Here is a 24830-nt window from a genome sequence, read left to right on the forward strand (position 1 = left end):
ATGAACAGGACCATCAAAATCGCCGTATGTGCGCTGGTTGTAGGGTTGGCGCTGATCTGGCTGGGAGTGTGGCGCACGACGCCCCCGGCCATGCTGAGCGAGGTCGCGCTGCCGAACACCTGGGGCGGCCAGACGCTTGAGCGTGACGGGGTGTCGGTGGCGATCGAGGTACGGCCGCTGGCGCAGGACGGCGTGCTGCGCGAGGGCGAGTTCGCCGACGTGCGCTTTCGGGTCACTGACAGCGCTTCGGGCCAGCCACTGTCGGGTGTCGCACCCGGTGCCTGGCTCGATCCGGAAACCGTCGCCGCCGACCAGGCCCAGGGCCGCGAACACAGCTGCAAATCCCGGGTCGGGGTGTTTCTGAAATCGAGCATCGGCGCGCGGCCGATGCTCGATCTGAACAGCTACTTCCTGCTGGTGATGAACCGCGATGCCAGCGTCTCGGTGGTCGATCCGTCGGTGTCGGTCGGCGGGATCACCAGCACGATGGCGCGGATTGATATCAAGCAGCCGCCAATGGACTGGGTGACGCCCCGTGACAACAAGCGGGTGTTCGTCTCCATGCCGACCGCCGATGAAATTGCGGTGATCGACAGCGAGCAATTCAAGTTGATCGACTCGGTGGCTGCCGGCAGCAATCCGGTTCGGCTGGCATTACAACCGGATGAGCGTCTGCTGTGGGTCGGCAACAACGCGAAATCGGCCGAGGCGTCCGGGGTGACGGTGATCGACACGCGCAGCCTCAAGACGCTCAAATACCTGGCCACCGGTGCCGGGCATCACGAAATCGCCTTCAGCAAGGACAGTCGTTTTGCCTTCGTCACCAACCGCGATGACGGGACGGTGAGCCTCATCGACATCGCCAGCCTGACCATCAGCAAGCAACTCAAGACCGGCTCGCACCCGTTGTCCGTGGCTTACTCGTCGCTGTCCCAGGCGGTCTATGTCGCCGATGGCAAGGACGGTACGGTGACCGTGATCGACACCGCCAGCCTCGCAGTCCGGCGGGTGATCAAGATGAAACAGGGCCTGGGCCCGATGGGTTTTAGCGCTGACGGTCGTTTCGGCATCGTGCTCAACACCCTGGAGAACCAGGCCTCGGTGATCGACGCGGCCACCGACTCGTTGATCCATGAACTGAACGTGTCCACCGAACCCTATCAAGTGGTGTTCACCAAGGCCTATGCCTACATTCGCGGACTGGCCTCGGCCAAGGTCACGATGATCAACCTGTCATCCCTCGGCGAGGGCCGCACGCCCATCAGCCAGGGTTTTGAAGCCGGGCCTCAGGCGCCACGGTTGGCGGGTGATTTGCCGTTGGCATCGAGCCTGGCGGTGTCGCGGGATGACAACGCGGTGTTTGTGGTCAACCCGGTGGACAACACCACCTACTTCTACGCCGAAGGCATGAACGCGCCGATGTCCGGCTACCCCAATCGTGGGCAAGTGGCGCGGGCGGCGATGGTCATCGACCGCAGTCTGCGCGAAGTCGAGCCGGGGCTGTACAGCGCCCGGATCAAACTGCCCGCCGCCGGGCGTTTCGACGTGGCCTTCCTGCTGAACCAGCCGAACATCATCCATTGCTTCACGGCTTTGGTTGAGCCGGATAAAACCCTCACCCGGCGCCCGGGTGTGCCGAAGGTGGAATTCATGCTCGACAAAGCCACGGCAGCCCTCGGCAGTCCTTACGTGGTGCGTTTTCGCATCGTTCAGGGCAAGCAGAAGGCACAGCGCAGCGGGATCAAGGACGTTCAGGTGCGTTACTTCCGGGCCCCGACGTCCCGGGTCCAGCAAGTCGCCGCGCTGGAAGTGGGCGACGGTGTTTATGAAGCTCCGGTGACCCTCGACCAGCACGGCGCCTGGTACCTGCACGTACGCGCAGCGTCGCTGGGCGCGAGTTTCGACGACAAGAATTTTGCCAGCGTTCGGGTCCTGCCCGGCGATGCCCACTAAAAGGAGTTCGACATGAACCGATTCGCACACCGTGGACTGCTGACGTTCTGCCTGCTGGCCGCCGGTATCGGCCAGGCCCTGGCCCACTCGGCGGATGAACACGCCGGTCACGAAATGCCGGCCAAAAGCGCCCGTTCGGAAAGCGCTCAGGTCAAGTTCGCCGACGTGGCGCTGGTGGACCAGAACGGCAAAGCGGTGCGCCTGGAAAAAGACCTGGTGACCAACAAGATTGTGCTCATGAGCTTCATCTACACCAGTTGCACCACGGTTTGCCCGGTGGTGTCGTCGATCATGGGCAAGGTGCAAAAACAGCTGGGTGCCCGGGTCGGCGGCGAGGTGCAACTGGTGTCGATCAGCATCGACCCGCAGCGCGACGACGCCAAACGCCTGAACGACTACGCCCGCAACTTCCAGAACGGTCCCGGCTGGAGCTGGCTGACCGGCAGCTCGCAGTCGATCAACGAAACCCTCAAGGGACTGGGCACCTTTAGCGGGGACTTCAAAAGCCATCAGCCATTGATTCTGGTGGGGGATGGCAACAGCCGCCACTGGACCCGCTACTACGGCTTCACCGACCCGACGGTGCTGGCCCGTGAAGTGGAGAAACTCAGCGGTCAGCGCAACGTTCACGCCAAGCACACGGCCATCGCGATGGAGCAGAAGCCATGAGAGCCCTCGACTGGATCACCCTGACGGTTTGCTTTTGCCTGTTCAGTTCGCTGGCGTCCGCCCACGAAGGGCACGAAGAGCCGGCACCGGCGGTGGCCGCCGTTGCCGCACCGCCCGGCTTGGTTACGGGCACTGGCACCCGCGATGCGAGAACCTGGTTCACCGACACACCGTTGCAGGACCAGAACGGCGAGACCCTGCGGTTCTACAGCGACGCGCTGCAGAACCGCGTGGTGCTGCTCAATGTGATTTTCACCCGCTGCAACGATGCCTGCCCGCTGATCACCCGCAAGCTCAAGGAAGTGCGTGAGTTGCTGGGCGACAAGGCGGACGGCATCACTTTTATCTCCCTTACCAGTGATCCGCTGCGGGACACGCCAGCGGTACTCAAGGCTTACACCTTGAAGCAGGGCGTCGATGGCCCCCACTGGCTTTTTCTTACCGGCGACAAGGCACAGATGGACCTTGTATTGGGGCGCATCGGCCAGATCGTGCCGACCCCCGAGCAGCATTCAACACAACTGATCGTGGGTGACGTGGCCAACAAACGCTGGAGCAAAATCCGTCCCGATGCCCCGGCCGCCGCCATTGCCCAGCGCTTGCAGTTGCTGACAATGCCCGTGGCCGGTCGTTGAGCCCGCGCCATGAGAACTTCACTCGCTCTCGGCCTGCTACTGCTTGGCGGCCTGCATTTCGCCGCTGATGCGTTGCCGCTGAGCCCTAACGAAAGCGCCGGTAAACGGCTGTATCGCGAGGGTGTGTCCGGGAGTGGCGAGCCGATTATGGCGCGGGTCGGGGCGGCGGACATACTGTTGCCGGCCACCAGCTTGCCGTGCGCCAACTGCCACGGCGCCGATGGCCTCGGGCGGCCCGAAGGCGGGGTGCGACCGCCGGATCTCAGCTGGTCGCGACTCACCAGCACCTACGGCCAGCAGCACATCAATGGCCGTGCGTACCCGGCGTATACCGAAGGCACGTTGGCGCGTGCCATTCAGGAAGGGCGTGATCCGGGCAACAATCGGCTCGACCCGGCGATGCCGCGCTTCGTCCTGTCGATGAATGATCAGCGCAACCTCACGGCTTACCTCAAACGCGTGGCCGAGGACCGCGACCCCGGCCTGACCCCCGACAGTCTGCACCTGGGCACCTTGTTGCCACGCCACGGACCGTTGAGCGAGGAGGGCGCCACGGTGGCGGCGGTGCTCCAGGGCAGCGTGGCGCGAATCAACGAAGCGGGCGGGATTCATGGCCGGCAGTTGCGCCTGACCATCGTCGATCCGGGGCCGGACCGCGCCAGTGCCGAGCAGGCGCTGGATCGATTGATCGAGCAAGAACAGGTGTTCACCCTGATCGCGCCGCTGGCACCGGCACTGGACCTGGCCGCGCGTCTGGAACGGGCCGGCATTCCGCTGATCGGACCGCTGTCGTTGTTGGGTACGGCGCAGGCCAGTCGACAGATTTTCGAACCACTGCCGGGGTTGCGCGAGCAACTGATCGCCCTGGCCGATTACGCCACCCGCAATTTGCGGGTGCTCGAGGGACCGACGCTGATCCTCTATCCGGACGAGCCCAGTCAACGGCTGGCGGCGCAGAGCCTCGGCCAGTACTTGCAGGATCACGCCTGGCAAAAGGTCAGTCTGAAAGTCTACGACTCGGCGCAAGACGAACTGCCACTGGGCTCGCGGTCGTTGTTTTACCTGGGCAGCGGCGGCGGTTTCAGTCGCCTCGCCGAGCGCTTGCAGGCGGCGGGGCAGGTGCCTTATCTGTTCGCTGCGTCGAACCAGGTGGCGGGTGATCTGTTGCAGGTGCCCAGTGATTTTTCCCGGCGGGTGTTTCTGGCTTATCCGTTCGTGCCCAGTGACTGGACGCTGGCCGGACGCCTGGCCCTGACCCAACTGCGCGAACGCCAGGGGCTCGGCGGTCAGCATGCGATGCTTCAAGTCGGCGCGTTCAGTTCGATGTTGCTACTCAGCGAAGGCATGAAACAGGCCGGGCGCGACGCCAGCCGCGAGAAACTCATCAGTGCGCTGGAAGGCCTGCATGACTTCGATACCGGGCTGACCCCGCTGATCAGCTTCGGTCCTCGCCGCCGCCTCGGCTTGCGTGGCGCGCATATCGTCACCGTGGACCTGCCCGATCAGCGCTTTTATCTGGTAGCGCCCTATAAACCCATTGCCGCTACGCCCTGACTGGAGGTCTCGATCATGCCGCTCAAGACTCTGTTGCTCCTGCTCACGCTGTGGGTTCCCGTGGCGTTCTGCAGCAATGGCCCGGCCGCCGCGCGGGTCAATGGTGAGGAAATTTCCGAATTTCGCCTGGAGCGCTATTTCGCCGAGTACCTGGAGGATCAGGGCCGGGCGCTGGGCAGCATTCGCAACCCCAAGGCCTACAAACAATTACGTCAGGCGGCACTGACAGCCTTGATTGACAAAGAATTGCTGTGGCAAGAAGCCGTCAAGCGCGGGGTGCTGGTCAGTGACGCGGTGGTGCAACGCCAGGTCGATCAGACCCGGCAGGCCATGGGCGGTGCCGACGTGTTCGCCCGGCGCCTGGAAGACGCCGGTTTCAACGAAGTCGGTTACACCGAGTACACCCGCCGTGAGCTCGCGGCCCAGCAAGTGTTTGCCGACCTCACGCAGGTCGCCGGGCCTGACGAAAAACAGGTCCGTGCGTTCTATGAAGAGCATCGCGCCGAAATGAGCCGGCCGGAACACATCCAGGCACGGCACATCCTGATCAAAGTGCCTGAAGGCGCGGATGCCGCCACAGTTGAAGCAGCCCGGCTACGCTTAGAGGAGATGCAGGTGAAAATCAGTCAGGGTGAGGATTTTGCCAGCGTGGCCCGGGCTGGTTCCGAAGACGTTTCCGCCAGCGAGGGCGGTGATCTGGGCTATTTTCCTCGTGGGCGGATGATGCCTGAATTCGAAGCGGCGGCTTTTGCCCTGGCACCGGGGGCTGTCAGTACACCGGTGCGTACACCGCTGGGCTGGCATTTGATCTACCTGCAGAACCACTTGGAGGCGACCGATGTCTCAGAGGTGCAAGGGCTTGAAATGGTCCGGGCTTACCTTGCCCGACAGCAACAAGCTCAGGCTCGTCTACAGGTTCTCGCGCAACTGCGATCAAGCAATCGAATCGAACGGGTTGACGATGATTGAAGGTTCCCCCCCCCAATAGTGGGGAAATGCTTCAAGGTACATTCGAGTGCTTCCCCGCCATTGGGGGATGGAGTTTCTGGACGAAATGGTTTTTTCATGAAAATCAAAGACGTGCAACGGTAGAAAACCGACGCTCAGCCTGGCATGAAGTGTGCGTTAGCCTCAGTGAAGGCGCGTACTCCCAGGGCTGGAACATCGGACCTGCGGCTTCAAGGAGTCGACCTTGTTAAACAAAATACTGGTTGTCGAAGACGAACAGCTGCTTGCCGAAAACCTCAAGGATTACCTTCAGGCGCAAGCGCTGGACGTCCGGATAGCTCACGACGGTGCGATGGCAATCGGCGAGGCCGAGCGTTTTTCACCCGATGTGATGGTGTTCGATTACCGCTTGCCCGACATGGAAGGCTTTGAGGTGCTCGATGCCGTCCGCCAGAACAGGAAGTGCCATTTTGTGCTGATTACCGGGCACCCAACCGCTGAAGTCTGTGAGCGGGCCCGGCAACTGGGAGTCAGCCATATCCTGTTCAAACCGTTTCCATTGGCGGAATTGGCCCGAGCAGTCTGCGACCTTCTGGGGATGGAGCGCGAACCCAAAGCAGGCATGAGCAATTCGCAAGGTTTTGTCGAACGACGCCAGAGCAGGTCCGAGAGTTTCCCGCTGCAGTTGTACGACGGCAGTTGGGTGCTGGTAGATCGTCGACGAAACACATCGACCTCCAAGGCACCAGACGACGAACAATTGCTCACCGGGGAGTAGTGGCGCGACAAGACGTTCCGGCATCCGCCGCAATGGCCTGCCGCGTCGACAGGGCTCAAAGCCCCCGGCGTTGGAGAGCATGCCATGGACCGTCTATCCCTTGTCGTCGAACCGGCGCTGTTGGACTGTGTACCGTCTCGCTTTTCCAGTGAGCAACTGGCCCAGGCACGCTCCCTGGCCGCCAGTTCCGGCGAGCGGGTACTGGAATCCCTCGGGGGGTTGTGCGAACTGGCCCCCATGCCTTTCATCCAGTGCCTCGGCGCGACCCTGCATTATCCGGTGCTCGACACCGACAGCCTGTTCAAAGCCACTCCGGTGTTCGACCGGGTCACCCTGGCCCAATGCCTCAAACGTGAATTCATCCTGCTGCGTCACGACGATGCGGTTATCGGTGTGTTTGCCGACCCCTTCGATACCTCACGCCTGGCCTGGATCGACGACTGCCTGCACGGCGCGCCGCTGTACCTGGTGCATGCCGACGACCTGAAAGCCTACCTGGCACGCCACGAAGAGAGCTTCCACGCCGTGGAATCGCTCAACGCCCAGGCCGACGCCAATGTCGAAATCGATACCCTGCAAAGCCTGTCCCTGACCAGCATCAGCGAAGACGCCAGCGTCGTCGTCAAACTGGTCAACTCGACCCTCTACGACGCGCTGAAAATGCACGCCAGCGATATCCATCTGGGCACTACCGGCAGCGGCCTGGTGATCAAGTACCGGATCGATGGCGTGTTGAACAACATCAGCAAAATCCAGGGCAGCGAATTCGCCGAGCAAGTGATTTCCCGGGTCAAGGTCATGGCCGAACTGGACATCGGCGAAAAACGCGTGCCCCAGGACGGTCGCTTCAAGATCGGCATCAGCGGCCGGCAGATCGACTTTCGGGTGTCGATCATGCCGAGCATTTTCGGCGAAGACGCGGTGCTGCGGGTCCTCGACAAACAGGACCTGGCCGACAAGGTCTGCGGCGTGCAGTTGCAAGCCTTGGGCTTCGAAGAAGAAACCCTGCGTCATCTGCGTCGGCTGGCGGCCGAACCTTACGGCATGGTGCTGGTGACCGGCCCCACCGGTAGCGGCAAAACCACCACGCTGTACGCGATGATCACCGAGATCAACCACGGCGTTGAAAAGATCATCACCATTGAAGACCCGGTGGAATACCAACTGCCGGGCGTGCTGCAAATCCCGGTCAACGAAAAGAAAGGCCTGACCTTCGCCCGTGGTTTGCGCTCGATCCTGCGCCATGATCCGGACAAGATCATGGTCGGTGAAATCCGCGACCCCGACACCGCCCAGATCGCCGTGCAATCGGCGCTCACCGGGCACCTGGTGTTCACCACCATTCACGCCAACAACGTGTTCGACGTGATCGGACGGTTCACCCAAATGGAAATCGACCCTTACAGCCTCGTGTCGGCACTCAATGCCGTGCTGGCCCAGCGCTTGATCCGACTGGTCTGCGCCAGTTGCAGCGCGCCGGCCTACCCGACCGATGAAGAATTGCGCCTCTCGGGCCTCGATCCGCAACAAGTCGATCACTACCACTTCGTCCACGGCAAGGGCTGCGGTCATTGCCGGGGCACCGGTTACCGCGGGCGTACGGCGATTGCCGAACTGCTGCACCTGGACGACGAGCTGCGGCAGATGATCGTTGAGCGCCAACCCATTTCGAAAATCAAGGCCCTGGCGTGCAGCCGTGGCTTGCGCCTGTTGCGCGAGTCGGCACTGGAGCTGGTTGCAGAGGGGCGGACCACGCTCGAGGAGATCAATCGTGTCACTTTTATCTCGTGATCGTTTTGTCGCCGTGCTCGGCGCCAGTGGTGTCGGTCTGGGCCAGCGCCGTGGCAGTGAAACCCTGTGGCTGGGCAGCGTCGGCTTTATCGACGAAGGTTTCCATGCCTGGGCCGTGGCGTTGGAAACCCTCGACCGTCTGCTGGGCGAACACACCCGTCCCGGTGCCGAATTGAGTGTGGTGATCTCCGGGCACTTCAGCCGTTTCTGTCTGGTGCCCTGGAGCGAACAGATCAGCAGCCCTGCCGAATTGCTCGGGTTTGCCCAACTGTGTTTCGAAGACCTTTACGGTGTGCCGACGCAACTCTGGAGCATGGTGTTGTCGGCTGAACCGGCGGGTTATGACCGGGTCGCCACCGCGCTGCCGCAGGACTTGCTGACGCATCTGCGCACGCTGGTCACGGGTCGCGGCCTGCGCCTGCGTTCGGTGCAGCCGTACCTGATGGCGGCGTTCAATCACTTCGATAAAAGCTTCGACGCCGGCGACTTCCTGTTCGTCGTCGCCGAACCGGTGCGCAGTGTGTTGCTGCTGGCGCGGGAAGGGCGCTGGGCGGCGGTACGTTCGGTCGGCAGCAGCGACAGCGACGTCGCGCTGACCGCGTTGATCGGTCGTGAAAGCCAATTGCAGGCGTCCACCAGCGAGCGGCCGCTGAACGTTTACCTGCACGCGCCGGCACGCATTGACTCGCATCCCGAGGTGCCCGGCGTGCACCTGCGAACCCTCGAAGAACACCGCACATCCGTACGCGATGGCTTGTACGTCATGTCCCGGGCGGTGGCCTGACATGCGCGCCCTGATGCTCGATTTCCAGCCGCCTCGCCGCTCGGGCCCTTTGGGCTGGAGCCTGCTGGCTGGTGGCGTGGTGCTGACGCTGACCTGCTTGCTGGTTCAGCAACACCTCAGTGAACAGGCCGCGCAACAACAAGGCCATTTGCAAACCGCCCAGCGCGGACTCACCGGCGACACCGGCGGCAAAGTCAGCCTGACCCCGGCCGAAACCCGCGAACAGGCGCACAACCTGGCCGAGATGCGCAAGGTGTCCCAGCAATTGCGCCGGCCATGGGAGCGTCTGTTCGCCATGCTCGAAGCCATGCCCCGGGACGACATTGCCTTGCTGACCCTGACCCCGGATGCCCGCAAAGGCCAGGTGCGAATCAGCGCCGAAGCGCGAGATCTGGAAGCCATGCTCGACTTCCACCGCAGCCTCGAAGCCAGCGACGAGCTGTCCGATGTGTCGCTGCTCAGCCACGAAATCGTCGCGAACGTGCCGGAACACCCGGTGCAATTCAACCTGTCGGCTACCTGGGAGATTGGCGATGCAAATCCCTAGATTGATCGTCCACGAATACTTGCAAGACTTGGGCACTCCCGGCCTGGCAGGGCTGGCGATGTTGCTGCTGGCGCTTGGGTATGGCCTGGTCGGCCTGATGCCTGACTGGCAGTCGCTGCAAACGCTCAGCCAGCAGACGCGCGAAGCCGGCGAGTACCTGGCCAAAGTCGAAGACGGCAGTGTTGCCGCGCCGGTGGTGCCGCAACGTCAGCTCGACGATTTCCGCAGCAAGTTGCCGTCCCAGCCGCAGGCCACCGTGGCCATCGACAAGATTTACGCACTGGCGGCTCAGGAGCACATCACCCTGGCCCGTGGCGAATATTCCCTGGGCATCGACCCCAAGACTCACCTGGCCCGTTATCAGATTCTGCTGCCGGTGCGCGGCAGCTACCCGCAACTGCGGCGCTTCCTGCATGCCTTGCTTGGCCAGTTGCCGGCGGTGGTGGTGGAGGACGTGGAGTTCCAGCGTAAAAAAATCGCCGACACCGACCTGACCGGGCGGATCCGCATGACCCTTTACCTGTCGAGGTCATGATGAATACCAAACGCGCAGTGGGTTGGGCGGCGTTCTTCGGTGTGGCGGCGGCGCTGACCTGGTTGCCTGAATACTTCACGTCGTCAGAGGAAGGCGATGCGTCGGTTGCTGCCGTGGCCACCCCGACCAACAGCAAAACCCGGGGTGTGCTGCCCGCCGCATCCGCCGGCAAAACATCGGCAGCGGTCAAGGACCTGAGCCCGGCTGGCGACCTGTTCGCCGCCCGCAGCTGGAAGGCTGCGCCGCAGCTCGCCACCGTCACCGAACAACCCGTCAACCTGACCCCGGAGGTGCAAGTCCCCACGGCACCACCGATGCCTTTCCAGTTCATTGGCAAGCTGAATGACCGTTCCGACCTGCAAGTGTTTTTGCAGAGCGGCGAAAAAATATACGTCGTGCGCAAGGGGGATGTGATCGACGACACCTGGCGGATCGAGGGGATTTCCGACGTGGAACTCAGCTTTGTCTACCTGCCTCTGCATTTGTCTCAGACTTTGTCTGTGGGGAGCACGCAATGAACAGATCCCGTTTGCTGATGAACCTTTGCCTTTGTGCAGGACTGGCCGCGTGCAGTTCGGCGCAGGTTGCCAAGCAAGAGGCGACCGACCTGATGGAGTCGGGACAATATGAAGCCGGCCTGGCCCGCATCGAAGAAGGGCTGAAGGAAAACCCTCGCAACACCGAGCTGCACCTGGCCCTGAACAGCAGCCGTGCTCGTGCAGTGACGGCGCTGTTGACCCAGGGCGACATGGATCGCGCCCAGCGTGATTTCGCGTCTGCCCGCCAGGCTTACAGCCGGGTGTTGACCATCGAACCGAACAACCGCCGTGCCCAGGACTCGCTGCGCCAGCTCGATCACATGCGCAGCCTGGATGAAAAACTCGAACTGGCCCGTGGTGACCTGCGTCGTGGCGACATCTACGGCGCCGACCGCCAGGTGAAACAGATCCTCGAACTGGACCCGAAGAATGAAGGGGCGCTGGAGCTGCAAAGCAACGTCCGCCTGGTGCAAAGCCGTAACGTGATTGCGTATCCACAACTGCGGACCCGTCTCGACCGTCCGGTGACCCTGGAATTTCGCGACGCCAACTTGAAAACCATCTTCGAAGTGCTGTCGCAGGTCGCCGGTTTGAACTTCATCTTCGACAAAGACCTGCGCCCGGACATGAAAGCCACCATCTTCGTGCGTGACGTGCGCATCGAAGACGCGGTGGAACTGCTGCTGCAACAGAACCAGCTGCACCAGAAAGTGGTGAACGAAAACACCTTGCTGATCTACCCGGACTCACCACAGAAGCTCAAGGATTACCAAGAGTTGGTGATGCGCACTTTCTACCTGACCAGCATCGATGCCAACACCGCGCTGAACATGATCAAAACCATGCTCAAGACCCGCGACGTGTTCGTCGACGAACGCCTCAATACCCTGACCATGCGCGACTCTGAAGACGCTGTCCGCATGGCTGAAAAACTCCTGCAATCGCAGGACCAGTCCAACCCTGAAGTGGTGCTGGAAGTGGAGGTGATGGAAGTCGCCACTCAGCGGATTCTCGACCTTGGCCTGCAATGGCCGAACACCTTCGGCGTGGTCAACAGCGACGGCTCGGCCGTGACCCTGCTCGATCAACTCAAAGGCATCAACTCCAGCCGGATCTCCATCTCGCCGTCGCCGCAGGCCAAGATCAACGCCCAGGACAACGACATCAACACCCTGGCCAGCCCGGTGATTCGCGTCAGCAACCGCGAACAGGCGCGCATCCACATTGGTCAGCGCGTGCCAATCATCAGCGCCACCTCGGTGCCCTCGACTCAAGGCCCGGTGATCACTGAAAGCGTCACCTACCTCGATGTAGGTCTTAAACTCGAAGTGCAGCCCACCGTGCACCTGAACAACGAAGTGGCGATCAAAATCGCCCTGGAAGTGAGTAACGCCACGCCACTGGAGCCGACCCGCCAGGGCACGATTCCGGTTCAGGTCGATACCCGCAACGCCCAGACCACCCTGCGTCTGCATGACGGCGAAACCCAGATCCTCGCCGGCCTGATGCGCAACGACCATGGCGCCACCGGCAACAAAATCCCCGGCCTTGGCGACATTCCAGGTCTTGGCCGCTTGTTCGGCAGCAACAAGGACACCGTCGGCAAGTCGGAGTTGGTGCTGTCGATCACGCCGCGGATCGTGCGCAACCTGCCGTACCAGAGCCCGTCGGACATGGAGTTCACCACCGGTACCGAAACCAGCATGCACATTCAGGCACCGGACCGTGGGATGGACTCGGCGATTCGCACAGAGGCCCAGAGCGCTCCGGTTGCTTCCACCCGCGTTGTCGTCGAGAAGCCTTGATCATGAACGCCTCGCAACGCGGTTTTACCCTGATCGAAGTCGTTGTGACGCTGGCCCTGATCGGCCTGCTGGCCGGCATGTCCGCGCCGCTGACCGAGACCGTGGTGCGCCGGGGCAAGGAGCAGGAACTGCGCACGGCGCTGTATCAGATTCGCGATGCCATCGACGCCTACAAACGTGCGTTCGACGCCGGCTACATCGAGAAATCCCTGAACAGCAGCGGCTACCCGCCGAACCTGCAAGTGCTGGTGGACGGTGTGCGCGATGTGCGCAGCGCCAAGGGCGCCAAGTTCTTCTTTTTGCGGCGCGTGCCCCATGACCCGCTGGCGCCGGTCAAGCGTGACGACGAAGGCGGCTGGGGCGTGCGCTCCTACGACAGCACGGCTCAAAACCCGCGCGAAGGCGAGGACGTTTTTGACGTTTACTCCAAGGCGCGCGGCAAGGGTCTCAACGGCATCGCCTACCGGGAGTGGTGAGATTATGCGTCGGGAAAAGGGTTTTACCCTGCTGGAACTGATGGTGGTCATGGCAATCATCGCCACCTTGATGACCATCGCCTTGCCACGCTATTTCAACAGCCTCGAGGTCTCGAAAGAGACCACGCTGCGCCAGAGCCTGTCGGCCATGCGCGAAGCACTGGATCACTACTACGGCGACACCGGGCGTTATCCCGACTCCATCGAACAGCTGGTCGAGCAGCGTTACCTGCGCAACCCGCCGATGGACCCGATTGCCGAACGCAAAGATCTTTGGGTGCTGGTGGCGCCGCCTGACGGCGTCCCGGGCGGGGTCGCCGATATCAAAAGCGGGGCCACAGGGAGGGCGCGTGATGGCAGCCTTTATTCCGAGTGGTAAACCCTCTAACGAGGCGGGTTTCACTTACCTGGGCGTGCTGTTTCTGATCATGTTGATGGGCCTGGGCCTGGCCAGCGCTGGCGAGTTGTGGTCCACCGCGTCGCGCCGTGATCGTGAACGCCAGTTGCTCTGGGTCGGCACTCAATACGCCCAGGCATTACGCAGTTATTACCGCAGTTCGCCTGGCCTGGCCCAGTACCCGAAAGAGTTGGCGGACCTGTTGAAGGACGAGCGTTTTCCGTCGCCCAAACACCACTTGCGCAACCTGTACCCGGACCCGATTGGTGGCGGCGAATGGACGTTGATGCGCGGGTTCGACGGGCGCATCACCGGCCTCAGCAGCCCCTCCACGGACACGCCGCTCAAGCAGGCGGATTTTCCCACTCAATGGTCGGACTTCACCGGCATGGCGAGCTACAAGGACTGGCAGTTCGTGGCCGAGAAAGCCTTCCTCGATGGCGCGTCCGCGCCCAAAGACCAATCCAAAAACGACTCGGGTGTTGGGGCGGTGATGCCATGAACAGACACTGGCTACCGGCCCTGGTCCTGATGCTGATGACGTCCTTCGTGTCGGCTGCCGAAGAAGACGAAATGATGGGTTTTATCGTCGACGACACGATCTCGCACATCGGCCACGACTTTTACTACTCGTTCAGTGAACGCCTGCGTGCCACCAGTCCGATGGACTTCAACCTGGTAGTGCGTGAACGACCTTCGGCACGCTGGGGCAGCCTGGTGACCGTGGAATATCAGCAACGATTGGTTTATCGGCGCTTCCTGCCGCCGAACACCGTGGAGTTGAAGGACGAGGCCTATGAGGCTGCCGATCTGGTCCGCGTGCAGATCGTCCAGCGCAAGCTGGAAGCCTTGTTGCAGGACACCACCGACCTTGAGAGGGACGAACTATGAACACTGGAACTTTCTCGAAACGCACGGGCATGTGGTTATTGGGGCTGGGCAGTTGTGGGCTGGTCCAGGCCACGGAGCTGGTCTACACGCCTATCAACCCGTCGTTTGGCGGCAACCCGTTGAACGGGACCTGGTTGCTCAACAACGCCCAGGCGCAGAACGATTACGACGACCCTGACTTGAAGAACCGTACCAGCGCGGCCGGCACGTCGGCCCTGGAGCGCTTCACCAGTCAGCTGCAATCACGGCTGCTAGGGCAGTTGATGGACAACATCTCCGCGGGCAATGCCGGGAGCCTGACCACCGACGCTTTTGTTGTGAACGTCATCGACGACTCCGGTGCACTGACTATTGAAGTGACCGACCGAGCGACCGGTGAAGTTTCCGAAATCCAGGTGAATGGCCTGGCCCCTTGATGGGGACTTGGATCGATGGGGAGTTAAGGACATGAAAAAAATAATAGCGCTAGGGCTGATGTTGGCGGCATTACAAGGGTGCAGTTTGCGCGAGCCGATGGGGGCCGAGCAGGACACCGAATCACCGACCCTGACACCTCGGGCGTCGACCTATTACGACTTGCTGAACATGCCACGACCCAAGGGGCGGTTGATGGCGGTGGTGTATGGCTTCCGGGATCAGACCGGGCAGTACAAACCGACCCCGGCCAGTTCGTTTTCCACCAGCGTGACCCAGGGCGCGGCGAGCATGTTGATGGATGCGTTACAGGCCAGTGGCTGGTTTGTGGTGCTGGAACGTGAGGGGCTGCAGAACCTGTTGACCGAGCGCAAGATCATTCGCGCCTCGCAGAAAAAGCCGAATACGCCGCTGAATATCCAGGGTGAGTTGCCACCGTTGCAGGCGGCCAATTTGATGCTTGAGGGCGGGATTATTGCCTATGACACCAACGTGCGCAGTGGCGGGGAAGGGGCGCGGTATTTGGGGATCGATATTTCCCGGGAGTATCGGGTGGATCAGGTGTCGGTGAACCTTCGTGCTGTCGATGTGCGCAGTGGGCAGGTGTTGGCCAATGTGATGACGAGTAAGACGATTTACTCCGTGGGCCGCAGTGCGGGGGTGTTCAAGTTTATCGAGTTCAAGAAGTTGCTGGAGGCAGAGGTCGGGTACACCACGAACGAGCCGGCGCAGTTGTGTGTGTTGTCGGCGATCGAGGCGGCCGTTGGGCATTTGCTGGCGCAGGGGATTGAGCGGCGGTTGTGGCAGGTGGCCGGGGATAATTCTTCGCCTGACAACAATGCGACGCTCGACCGCTATTTGACTCAGAACAAGGTTGTTCCTGAAGGTGAGGAAGAGTGAACCGAGGCGGCCTTCGGGCCGACCTGGTTTCATCAGATGTACTCGGAAACCCTTGTGGGAGCTGGCTTGTCGGGTCGCCGCATCGCTGCGATGGCGGCCTGACAGCCGACCAGTCTCCCCCAGATGTACCCAGTCCAACTGTGGGAGCGAGCCTGCTCGCGAAGGCGGCCTGATAGCCGACCTATTTCTTTCAGGTGTACATATCCATTCCTGCGGTAACGGCCGCTTATGGTTTCGCCCTTACGGCCATCCCTTTTTCAAACGCCAAAAAGGAACCAAAAGGCTTCGCCCCAAGCGTCCGGCCCCTCGCCTAGGCTCGGCGTTCCTTCGCTCCGGCATTCATCTGGGGGCATCGCCTCCGGTTGGCTTCGCTTCAACCTCCTCTCGATGTGTTCGACTTCGTCGAACGGCGCTGCGCGCCTACCCCCCAGATGAACGCCTCCACTCAGCCTCCCGATATAGGGCGGGCAGATCAACATCAAAAGCCAGATCAAGATCAAAAGCGGCAGGCGAGCTAACGCTCGGCCTGTTGAGTGGTGGAGTCGTGAGTGCGGCTGGGTGCCGTACTCGATTGTAGGAGCAGAGCTAGCAAGCGAAGGCGGTGACTAAAACTATCGAATCACCGTAATTCAACATTGCCTCATTTACTTCACCAATCCGAGGTATTCAGTCCATCCCCAGAGAACAAATATGCCGAAGACAGAACATGCATTGATTCGATACGGAATTTCTATCCAGCGCCGCAGGTGCAAAGGAAAACGCTGTATGTCTTCCAGTGCAAGGGGATCATCCAGCAAGAGCCTAGAGCGGCGTTTGCGGATTATGGCGGTGATCAAGTTGAGCCGATGCCTGCGACTGTACAAGCCATTACCCCCCGTGTTGTTAGCCTGAATGAGGTAACAGTGAGTGAGGTGAGTCTCCATTTCGCTGAGTTTGAAAAAGCTTACATAAACCATCACCGCCAGGTTGAGAGCCATCAAGAAGAACAACGCAATCACGATCGCGGCGTAAAGCAATTTTATTTCAATCATGGACAGTAGCTTCATATATGACTTCAGCTGCTGATTCGACGGCTTTCGAACCTGCATTTCCACCTGCCGACGCTGCCGCACCGCTTATGACCAAGACGCAAATCACTCCACCGATACCGCGCGTTTTCAACGCCACACCTGCGCAATACTCCATCGTTATCGGTGCTGTGTAGGTCGTTGCAATGGCAGCCCCACCAACGTTGCCCGCCAGTTTTGCTCCTTCGATATATTTCACCTTCCGACAGGGCTCTTCAGCGCCTGCCCGACAGACTTCATTGATCCGCATGCTGGCGGCTGCGGTCGCCAAGCCAATGCCGACATAACCACCTGCTTGCATATATTTTGCCGCTCGGGCCACTCCATCAATATTTGTGGCATAGCCCGGAAGCTGCATCGGTGCCCCGGCCTTATCCCAGCGGTGAATTGTTCGTCGAGTGGACAACCCCAGCGCTCGTTTGAGCTTTGGATGATCAGCCATTCCGGTGCCTTTACGCACCAGCGGTCCCAGCCCGGCATCCAGATTCGCCATGATGCGTTTGCGCTTGGCAAAAAATTCCGTGGAGTTCAGGTGACCGTACTGTCGGTATTGCTGCTGATGCAGCTCTTCCAGATTTTTCAGATTGTTTTTAAGACTCTCCAGATGCTGCCCAATCATGAACGACGCCACACCCAACGATCCCGCCGACACCTCCAGAAACGGCTCAATCACTTCATGGTGTTCAACCATAAACGAAGCCTCTTCATCACTCAGATCCTTGAGCGCCTCGTTGACCTTCTCGGCAGCAATCATCATCTGCGCCTCTTCACGCCGGCACATGTAGTGCCGTGAATCGCTGAAGATCACCATTTGCCCCGGTTTCACGTGTTCACCCAGATGGCGATTGAGCGAACGAAATTCGCGACGTAATGCATCGCTTGGCGAACTCTCGTATAGCGAGCGTTCCAGTGCCTCAAGGCTCATGGGCTTTTCAATTATGTGAAATCCGGACTCCGCCGGTTTGGGCTGTGTGAAGGCGTGATCTTCGACCAGATGTTGCGCCGGTGGTGGTTCGGGTTTGGGCTTGAAACCATTCCATGAACCGCCACTGTTATCCAGATTGACGCGAGGCGTGACCATCACCCAATCGCCGTTGCTCACGGCCTGAATCAGTTTTTGCTGGTGGGCGGTTTGCATGTAGTTGGAGCGGTTGGCGCCCACGGCATTCAGCAGGTCGTCGAAGCCTTGTAAGTCGTATGGGTAGTTCAGGGCCTGACGAAGAGCATCGGCAGCTTGATGGCTGTCGAGTACTTGGCCGCTCTGGCCGGCGAGTTGGTGTTGGGAGATGAGTTTGGTCACGCTTTGTGCCCGGTCCTTGGAAACGGGGCACTTTGGCGATAGGGCTCAATGGTGGATGCCGGGGGATTCGGTTTGGCATGTAGGGGAAGTCCGAATTTTTCTCGGTGTTTGGGGGAGGGTGGTTTGTCAGTAGGTTATTGGCTTGCCTGCGATTGCGGCCTGACAGCCGACCAGTCTCTTGCAGATGTACCCAGTCCCACAGGGAATATGTGCTGATTCGAGGGGCGTGTTTAATGGCGTTTAGCGTTACTTCCTGAAAGCTACAGATCCTTGCGCCGTTGCCTACGACTGCGCCAGAATCCGCCGGCTTGTGCGCTTTGTACCTGGTCTTTATCGTTTCCGGGCCGTTGAATTCAGCGGCCGGGTTTAGCGACCCGGGCTATCCAAAGTGCATCAGTGCTCCAGACTTTCTTGCAGACTTTTGATGTCTGCATTTACGTTATGGTGGCTGTATGCGGGAGATCTTCGGGTCTACCGGGTGCCTTTGACCGGTTCGCTAACCTGCATACAGTCGCCACCCTTACTTGTTTAGCGACAGGTTCTGGTGGCGCTATTTTCCAAAGGAGCTTCACCATGTTCAAAGCCACACCCAATCCCCCAGAAAACGACACCGTTTCCCCTTACGAGTCACCCGATTCAAAAAAACTCCACGAAGCCGCCGACCGCGCCTTCGACCATTACCTCAATTCCCAAAAAGACACGCCCAAACGCAAGGTCAGGACGATGTTCGTCATCGCCCCGGACATCGACACCGAAAGCCTGTTGGCCCACGCCTGTGAATCGCTGGCTTCCGCCAGTGTCATGGCCACTGATTTCGCGGTGTTTCTGGAGGGGCCGCAGCGCAGCATGTTATTGGGCATCCAGCAGGTCATCATGCTGGCCGACCTGGCGGTAAATCGGGCGCTGGATAATATCGATCCGCAGGCGTAAGCCGTACCATCGATCGTTCCCACGCAGAGCGTGAGAACGATTGACCGGGACAGACAAAAAAAACGCGACCCTCCACGGGTCGCGTTTTTTTTATGCCGCGCGATTATTGCTGAAGCACGGTTGCCCGGTTGTCGCTGCCCAACTGCTGCACGGTCGCAGTCTGGGTCATGCCACTCTGAGTGACAGTGGCAATGTTGCCGGTGCCGCCCTGAGTGACGTAGGCCACGTTCATGGTGCCGGACTGGTCGAAGTTGGTGGTGTTGCCGATACCGGTGCTGCTGCCCTGGGCCAGGTTGGTGGTGCCGCGCTGGTCGGCGATGAGGATGTTGTCGCTGCCGTTCTGGTCGAAGTACAGCTCGTTGTAGTTTTCAGCCTGTTTAACGGTGGTTTTGTTGCCGGTACCCGTCTGGCTGGTGGTCATGAGGTGGCCGATGCCGTTCTGGGTGAAGTTGGCGGTGTTGTTGGTGCCGTTCTGGTTGACGGTTGCACGTTGGTTGCTGCCGAACTGGCCACCCTTTTCCGGGCCTTTCCAGTCGCTGGCGTAGACCTTGTTTTCAGTGCCCACGGAGGTGGCGTTCAGCACATGGCTATCGCCCTTCTGGTAGGTGAAGTGCACGTTGCCGGTACCTTGTTGGTACAGCGCCAGGGTCGAGCCGACGGATTCGAACTGGTCGGTGTAGATCGCGTTGAGGTCGCCGACTTGCAGCACCTGGGCGACGTTGTTTTCGCCGAAGCTCTGGTCGACCACAGTCTCGTTGGTTTTCCCGTACTGGTTGACGGTGGCCTCGCTGGCGGTTTGCCCGCCTTGCCAGACTTCGGCGCCGTTGAAGTCGCCGAACTGGTTGATGGTCACGGTGCCGCCGTTGCCATCGCGCTGGTCGCCATAGGCGTAGTTGCCTTCGCCCGCCTGGTTGAGATTGATCTGGCCGCCCATGTGGGCGATTTGTTCGGCGGTGGCGTAGTTGGCGGTGCCGTACTGGATGATCACTGCGTTGTTGGCAGTGCCCAGTTGGATCTGTTCGATATTGGCCTCGTTGCCGTCACCAAACTGGAAGGTTTGAGCTTGGGTGCCTTCCTGAGTGTCCTGATAAATGAACGAGAAGTTGCCGGTGCCTTGCTGTTGTTGCAGCGCTTCGTTGCCGCCCACGCCTATCGACTGGCTGGCGTGGCTGGTGTTGGAGCTGCCGACCTGTTGCTGGGTGATGGTGCTGCCGTTTTCGAACAGTTGCTCGGCGTAACCGGCGTTGTAGTCGCCGAGTTGATCCTGGGTGATGGTGCTGGTGGCGTTGTCTTGCACCGCTGCGGCATCGTTGCTCTCGCCGTATTGTTGTTGGGTGGCGGTACTGAACGGGGCCGCGGTCTGTTTCACGTCGGCGATGTTGGCGGTACCGACCTGGTCCTGGGTGGAAACGCTGTCGTCGGCCATCGCCTGGGCACTGACTAGGACCAGGATGGCGGCGGTGAGGGGCGTCAGTTTGAACATGATGAAACCTCCAAGTGTTGCAGTGCTTTAGCGGTATTGTTTGACCGAAACGCTCATGCCGTTTCCCGACTGGGTCACGGCGCTTGAAAGCCCCGTGCCGGCCTGGTCGATGCTGGCGTCGTTGTTGTTGCCGTTCTGGGAAATCTGCGCGCGGTTGTGGCTGCCGTTTTGTGTGATTGAGGCGGCGTTGCCACTGCCTTGCTGAGTGATCATTGCCATCAGGTCGCTGCCTTGTTGCAGGATGTAGGCTTCCTGATGACTGCCCGACTGGACGATGCGACCGAGCAGCGACTGGCCGTTCTGTTGCAGCAGCGCAACGTTGGCCTGTCCGTTCTGATCGATCAGTGCTTGCTGGCCAATCGGTGGTGGTAACTCGCCGAGGTCGGCGCCGGGGGCCAGGTCGTCGTTCTCCATCAAATCGTCGGCGCGCGCGCCCGCACTGCTGCAAAGCAGAAGCAGGCAGAGCAGGGCGGCGGTCGAGGTTTTCATGGCTGCGTCCTTTGTGAAGAGGCCGGCCCCACCCACCGAATCGGCGGGAGGGGCGAGGGCTCAGTTGGAGATCACCGACACCGTGCGCACGGTGCCTTGGGACGAGGTGATGGTCGCAGTCGGGTTAGCCGACGGGATCACCGTGGTGCTGTTGCTCACCGTCAACCGCCAGCGACCGGTCACCGGCACCGTGGTGGTGCCCAGGGTTACGAGCCCTGTCGGGGTGCTGACCTGCACGGTGATGGTGTTGCCAGTAATCACCGATGAGGTGCCCGCAAAGTCCCAGGTGAAGCGGTTGTTGGAGCGAGCCGACACCGTAGCCGTGGTCACCGTGAAGGTTTCCGCAGCAGGCCGTGGCGAGACTTGCACCGTTACCGTGGCCGGTGTCGACAGGGCGCCGAAGCTGTCCCGGGCAATGTAGGTGAAGGTCGTGGTGAAGGCCGTCGTGACCGTGGCCGGTGGGGTGTAGGTGATCACCGTGCCGTTGCTGCTGACCGTGCCACGGCCGGCTGCAGGTTGGGTCAGGCTGGCGACAGCCAAAGGCACGTTGCCTTCCGGATCGGTGTCGTTGGCCAACACGTTGATCGGAACCGCCACGCCCAGGGTCGCGATGCTGTCGGCGACCGCCACCGGTGGCCGGTTAGGCGCAACGGTGATGGTCACGGTCGCCGCAGCGGTCGAGGCCAGGCCTTTGATGTCTTGAGCCTTGTAGGTGAAGGTCGTGGTCAACGGTGCATTGACCACGGCTGGCGGGGTGTACACCACCGCAGTGGTGCCACTCAACGCCACGGTGCCTTGGCCTGCGGCCGGTTGGGTCAGTGCGGTGATGCTCAGCGGCGTGTTGCCGTCCGGGTCACTGTCGTTGGCCAGTAGGTTGAGGGTGATCGGCACGCCGAAGCTGGTGCTGCCGGTGTCGGCAACGCTCAGCGGCGCCTGGTTCTCGCCGGTATCTGGCGCGGAGCCCACTACGACGACAAGCTCGGTGTCACTGCCGCCCGCGGCGGATTTGACCGTAACGGTTGCCGGCGGCTGAGTCAGGTCGGCGACGGTCAGGCGTTGCAAGGTGCCGGTTTTCGACAGACGTCCGTAACCCTGCGCGACCATGTCTGGCACCGCCACTTCGTCAGTGGACGTGGCCTCGATCAGCAGGCTGTGATTGCTCCAGTTGTAGCGAGCAGTCTGGATTTTCACCAGGTCAACGAGCTTGCTCGACACTGCCGTCGGCCGGGTGGTGGCACTCGGGTCGGTAGCGGTGACCACCACCACCGCAGGCACGGTGGCACCCGTCAGTCGATGGCCGAAGAACTGACCATTGTTGTCGCCAAGCATGTTGGTCAGGCATGGCGTCTGCGGTGGTCCGGGCACAAGGGCCACGGTTTCGCGGAAGCACACGCTCGAACCGTTGGCCGATTTGCCAAACACTTCTACCCGCGTACTGCTGTTGCCCGGGCCTGAAGAGGTGCGGCGGTAAGTGGCGCGGCCAATTTCCACCGGGGTTTGCGCACGGTTGTCGAGGACTTTGCCAGACACGGTAAAGAGGGTGGTCTGGAGGGTCCCGGCAGGCCCCTGCACACGCAGAAAGTTGTTATTGAACGGGCTGCCGGTGACCGCTTCGGTGAGGTTCGGATCGCCGACGTAAGTCTCGATGGAACCGGTGTCCGGGTTCACCTCGGTGTACGGCCCATTGACGCTGCGCAGGAATGGCCCGACCTGCCCGTTGAGGGCGCCGGAGAAGTTGCCCGGCGCGCCGATGCCGATGTCGCGGGTGATGTTGATCGCCCGACGGCCCGGAGTAGTGACGTTGACCGTTTCTTCGCCGTACGGGTGGGTGATGGTGTAGGTCCCGGCGACAGGCACGTTCACCCGCAGACGAATCCGCGCGAAGCTTGCCTGATCGCCGTCGACAGGGTTTTCCGCAGCGAAAGCTGCTTCGATCCCGGCCACGTAGGCATCCACGCCATAGCCTGCGACATCATTGATGCTGGTCTCGGCGAGGAACCAGAACGCTTCCGGTGGCCAGTTATCCGGAAACACCATCGGCTGGGTGTCGTCGAAAACCCCAGGTTCCGGATTCAGGATGCACATGTAGGAGGGCGCGCCAGGTGCGCCAGGCGACCGCGAGCTGGTAGCCCGCGACTGGCACAGTTCCAGCGACAGCAGAGTGTTGTCCTGATACCACATCGGGAATTTCCCGGTGGCAAAGGTGTAGGGGCCGGGGTCGACGGCAGCGAGTTGCGCGAAAGCACTGCCGGACAGCGATAGAGTCAGTCCCAGTGCGTTGAGTGCCAGGCGTGGCAATTTATTCATGATGCCTCCTGATGAGGATCTGGGCATGTGTGCGTTCATTGCACGATGACCACTTCTTCGGTGTCGCTGCCGCCATTGGATGACGTCACTCGAACGTTGGCCGGTGGAATTGGCGAGATGCCGGTCGCCAGGGATTTCACTGCGCCATCGCCACTCAGGGCTCCTATGGCGATACCGGTGCCGGTGGTGGCGGTGAGTACCGGCGGCGAGGTTTCGTCGCTGGTCGAAGCCACTACCGTGATTTGCGCGGTGCTCAAGCTGTATTGGGCGGTCTGGATCACCACCAGGTCCGTCAGTGGCATCGACAGCGTGGTCGGCGTGCTGCTGGGAATGGCCAGGTGGTTGTCGGCGGTCACCACCAGGTTGCCTGGCAACGTCGGGTTGGTTGCGGACTGGGCGTACCAGTGGCCAGAGGTATCAGCCTCGGTCAGGTTCAGCACCGGGCTGTTGCTGTCCAGGGTCACGGTGGCCGGTGGCGGTGGGGCCATGACGAACACATCCTGCTGTGCCACCGGTGCGCTTTCACCGGCCTTACGCGAGTAAGTGCTGCGGTTGGTGATCATCGGGGTGGGCCGGACCACGGTCGCCAACTTGCCGGAAATGGCCATTACCGTCGTGCGCAAGTCCAGACCGTTAGGCCCTTCGATGCGGATGTAGTTGGTATTGAAAGGGCTGCCGGTGAAGGCCTCTTCCAGATTCGGATCGCCAACGAAATGCTCGGCCGACCCGGTGACCGGGTTAGTCTCGGTGTAGGGGCCGTTGACGCTGCGCAGGAACGGGCCGATGTCACTCTTGAGTGCGCCGTCGTAGGTTTTCGGCGTGCCGATACCGATGTCGCGGGTCATGTTGATTGCGCGGCGTCCGCCTGCGGGAACGTCAAATATGTCGACGCCGTAGGGGTGGGTGATGGTGTAGACGCCGGCGGTGGGCACGTCCACCCGAATGCGGATGCGGCCAAAACTGACCTGGTCGCCTTCTACCGGTTCTTCAGCGGCGAAGGCTGCTTCCACGGCGCTGACATAGTTCAGGTCGATGCCCCGTGCGGCATCGACGATTGAGCCGTCGCCGGTGAACCAGAACGCCTCATCGGGAAAGTTGCTCGGGAAAACGACGGGCTGCGTGTCGTCGAAAACGCCGGGGGTCGGATTCAACAGGCACATGTAGGCCGGCGCACCGGGTGCACTGGCAACCCTGGAGCTGACAGCCTTGGACAGGCAAAGCTCAAGGGTCCGACCGTGAGTGTCCTGATACCAGGCAGCGAACGAGCCGTTGGCTGGCACGTAGGGGCCGGGGTCGACGGCAAACAGCGCCGCCTGGGCGACGCCTTGGGCCAGTGCGCTAACGACCAGGGCGGCCGCGGTTTTGGACAGTAAAGGGTGCATGAGTTAAGCCCTCTATATATCGGAATGCCTGCCCCATGGAGACGGGCCAGTTGAGAGGGGTTCGGCAACTTCCATACCAACCGGCGAAAACGGTCGGCAGAGGCCCGAGTCACGGGCGTGTCACTCACAAACGGCATCGGAGTGCGGTTTTTGGGCGCGGGCCACTGTCCCCATGATTGGGGGTAGATGGGCATAAGGAAGAAGTGGGGGGACGAGACCCAACGTCGGGCAATCGGCCATGAGTGGGCTATAACCC

At 61.0% G+C, this 24830-nt stretch carries 25 protein-coding genes; 19 read left to right on the top strand and 6 right to left on the bottom strand.

Features of this window, described 5'->3' with window-relative positions; translation table 11 throughout:
- The 18 genes from QFX16_RS10940 to QFX16_RS11025 all read left to right on the top strand — a co-directional run bounded on the left by QFX16_RS10940 (position 1) and on the right by QFX16_RS11025 (position 15616).
- The gene (locus QFX16_RS10940) at positions 1 to 1953 is read left to right on the top strand and encodes a YncE family protein (protein WP_283183901.1); all 1953 of its coding nucleotides are present in this window, start codon (positions 1 to 3) and stop codon (positions 1951 to 1953) included.
- 12 nt (positions 1954 to 1965) lie between these two features.
- Positions 1966 to 2622 (top strand): SCO family protein, encoded by a 657-nt coding sequence (locus tag QFX16_RS10945; protein WP_283183902.1) that lies wholly within the window; start codon positions 1966 to 1968, stop codon positions 2620 to 2622.
- Complete coding sequence (locus tag QFX16_RS10950; protein ID WP_283183903.1) at positions 2619 to 3257, top strand: SCO family protein; 639 nt, start codon at positions 2619 to 2621, stop codon at positions 3255 to 3257. The genes QFX16_RS10945 and QFX16_RS10950 overlap by 4 nt, the downstream gene beginning before the upstream one ends.
- Positions 3258 to 3266: 9 nt before the next feature.
- Positions 3267 to 4811 carry a cytochrome c/ABC transporter substrate-binding protein gene (locus QFX16_RS10955; protein WP_283183904.1) on the top strand — a complete coding sequence of 515 codons (1545 nt, stop codon included), beginning with the start codon at positions 3267 to 3269 and terminating at the stop codon, positions 4809 to 4811.
- A gap of 15 nt (positions 4812 to 4826) precedes the next feature.
- Positions 4827 to 5780 carry a peptidylprolyl isomerase gene (locus QFX16_RS10960; RefSeq protein ID WP_283183905.1) on the top strand — a complete coding sequence of 318 codons (954 nt, stop codon included), beginning with the start codon at positions 4827 to 4829 and terminating at the stop codon, positions 5778 to 5780.
- Between the two features lie 223 nt (positions 5781 to 6003).
- Positions 6004 to 6537 carry a response regulator gene (locus QFX16_RS10965; RefSeq protein ID WP_283183906.1) on the top strand — a complete coding sequence of 178 codons (534 nt, stop codon included), beginning with the start codon at positions 6004 to 6006 and terminating at the stop codon, positions 6535 to 6537.
- An 84-nt stretch (positions 6538 to 6621) separates the two neighbouring features.
- A complete protein-coding gene (locus QFX16_RS10970) occupies positions 6622 to 8328 on the top strand; it encodes a GspE/PulE family protein (RefSeq protein WP_283183907.1) in 1707 nt (568 codons plus the stop codon).
- Entirely contained in the window at positions 8309 to 9112 is an 804-nt protein-coding gene (locus tag QFX16_RS10975) for a hypothetical protein (protein WP_283183908.1), read from the top strand. Before QFX16_RS10970 ends, QFX16_RS10975 begins: the two co-directional genes overlap by 20 nt.
- A gap of 1 nt (position 9113) precedes the next feature.
- On the top strand, positions 9114 to 9659 hold the full coding sequence (locus QFX16_RS10980) for a PilN domain-containing protein (protein ID WP_283183909.1): 546 nt from the start codon (positions 9114 to 9116) through the stop codon (positions 9657 to 9659).
- Positions 9646 to 10194, top strand: a complete 549-nt coding sequence (locus tag QFX16_RS10985) for a GspMb/PilO family protein (protein ID WP_283183910.1) — start codon at positions 9646 to 9648, stop codon at positions 10192 to 10194. Before QFX16_RS10980 ends, QFX16_RS10985 begins: the two co-directional genes overlap by 14 nt.
- On the top strand, positions 10194 to 10712 hold the full coding sequence (locus QFX16_RS10990; protein ID WP_283183911.1) for a hypothetical protein: 519 nt from the start codon (positions 10194 to 10196) through the stop codon (positions 10710 to 10712). Before QFX16_RS10985 ends, QFX16_RS10990 begins: the two co-directional genes overlap by 1 nt.
- Positions 10709 to 12538 (top strand): secretin GspD/PilQ domain-containing protein, encoded by a 1830-nt coding sequence (locus QFX16_RS10995; RefSeq protein ID WP_283183912.1) that lies wholly within the window; start codon positions 10709 to 10711, stop codon positions 12536 to 12538. The genes QFX16_RS10990 and QFX16_RS10995 overlap by 4 nt, the downstream gene beginning before the upstream one ends.
- Positions 12539 to 12540: 2 nt before the next feature.
- Positions 12541 to 13014, top strand: a complete 474-nt coding sequence (locus QFX16_RS11000; protein ID WP_283183913.1) for a type II secretion system protein — start codon at positions 12541 to 12543, stop codon at positions 13012 to 13014.
- 4 nt (positions 13015 to 13018) lie between these two features.
- Positions 13019 to 13393: a type II secretion system protein gene (locus tag QFX16_RS11005; protein WP_056746582.1), complete on the top strand. Its 375-nt coding sequence runs from the start codon at positions 13019 to 13021 to the stop codon at positions 13391 to 13393.
- Positions 13368 to 13913, top strand: coding sequence for a type II secretion system protein (locus QFX16_RS11010; protein ID WP_283183914.1), 546 nt, complete (start codon positions 13368 to 13370; stop codon positions 13911 to 13913). The genes QFX16_RS11005 and QFX16_RS11010 overlap by 26 nt, the downstream gene beginning before the upstream one ends.
- The gene (gene csgE / locus QFX16_RS11015; RefSeq protein WP_283183915.1) at positions 13910 to 14302 is read left to right on the top strand and encodes a curli production assembly/transport protein CsgE; all 393 of its coding nucleotides are present in this window, start codon (positions 13910 to 13912) and stop codon (positions 14300 to 14302) included. Before QFX16_RS11010 ends, csgE begins: the two co-directional genes overlap by 4 nt.
- Positions 14299 to 14718, top strand: a complete 420-nt coding sequence (locus QFX16_RS11020; RefSeq protein WP_056746587.1) for a curli assembly protein CsgF — start codon at positions 14299 to 14301, stop codon at positions 14716 to 14718. The genes csgE and QFX16_RS11020 overlap by 4 nt, the downstream gene beginning before the upstream one ends.
- Before the next feature lie 31 nt (positions 14719 to 14749).
- Complete coding sequence (locus QFX16_RS11025; protein ID WP_283183916.1) at positions 14750 to 15616, top strand: CsgG/HfaB family protein; 867 nt, start codon at positions 14750 to 14752, stop codon at positions 15614 to 15616.
- A 644-nt stretch (positions 15617 to 16260) separates the two neighbouring features.
- On the opposite strand, the gene QFX16_RS11030 is transcribed toward QFX16_RS11025, so the two are convergent.
- On the bottom strand, positions 16261 to 16662 hold the full coding sequence (locus QFX16_RS11030; protein ID WP_283183917.1) for a hypothetical protein: 402 nt from the start codon (positions 16660 to 16662) through the stop codon (positions 16261 to 16263).
- On the bottom strand, positions 16640 to 17983 hold the full coding sequence (locus tag QFX16_RS11035) for a hypothetical protein (RefSeq protein WP_283183918.1): 1344 nt from the start codon (positions 17981 to 17983) through the stop codon (positions 16640 to 16642). Before QFX16_RS11035 ends, QFX16_RS11030 begins: the two co-directional genes overlap by 23 nt.
- 573 nt (positions 17984 to 18556) lie before the next feature.
- Between QFX16_RS11035 and QFX16_RS11040 the strand changes: the two genes are divergently transcribed.
- Positions 18557 to 18913, top strand: a complete 357-nt coding sequence (locus QFX16_RS11040; protein WP_283183919.1) for a DUF6124 family protein — start codon at positions 18557 to 18559, stop codon at positions 18911 to 18913.
- Positions 18914 to 19016: 103 nt separating this feature from the next.
- Here the strand turns inward: QFX16_RS11040 and QFX16_RS11045 are convergent, their stop codons facing one another.
- From QFX16_RS11045 to QFX16_RS11060, 4 genes are read right to left on the bottom strand one after another with little or no spacing between them, the layout of a single operon-like run.
- Positions 19017 to 20396: a curlin gene (locus QFX16_RS11045; RefSeq protein ID WP_283183920.1), complete on the bottom strand. Its 1380-nt coding sequence runs from the start codon at positions 20394 to 20396 to the stop codon at positions 19017 to 19019.
- Between the two features lie 27 nt (positions 20397 to 20423).
- On the bottom strand, positions 20424 to 20885 hold the full coding sequence (locus tag QFX16_RS11050) for a curlin (RefSeq protein ID WP_283183921.1): 462 nt from the start codon (positions 20883 to 20885) through the stop codon (positions 20424 to 20426).
- A 60-nt stretch (positions 20886 to 20945) separates the two neighbouring features.
- Complete coding sequence (locus QFX16_RS11055) at positions 20946 to 23192, bottom strand: Ig-like domain-containing protein (RefSeq protein ID WP_283183922.1); 2247 nt, start codon at positions 23190 to 23192, stop codon at positions 20946 to 20948.
- A 35-nt stretch (positions 23193 to 23227) separates the two neighbouring features.
- Positions 23228 to 24574, bottom strand: coding sequence for a hypothetical protein (locus QFX16_RS11060; RefSeq protein ID WP_283183923.1), 1347 nt, complete (start codon positions 24572 to 24574; stop codon positions 23228 to 23230).
- Between the last annotated feature and the right edge of the window lie 256 nt (positions 24575 to 24830).

This window comes from Pseudomonas svalbardensis, assembly GCF_030053115.1.
GTDB classification, from domain to species: Bacteria; Pseudomonadota; Gammaproteobacteria; order Pseudomonadales; family Pseudomonadaceae; genus Aquipseudomonas; species Aquipseudomonas svalbardensis.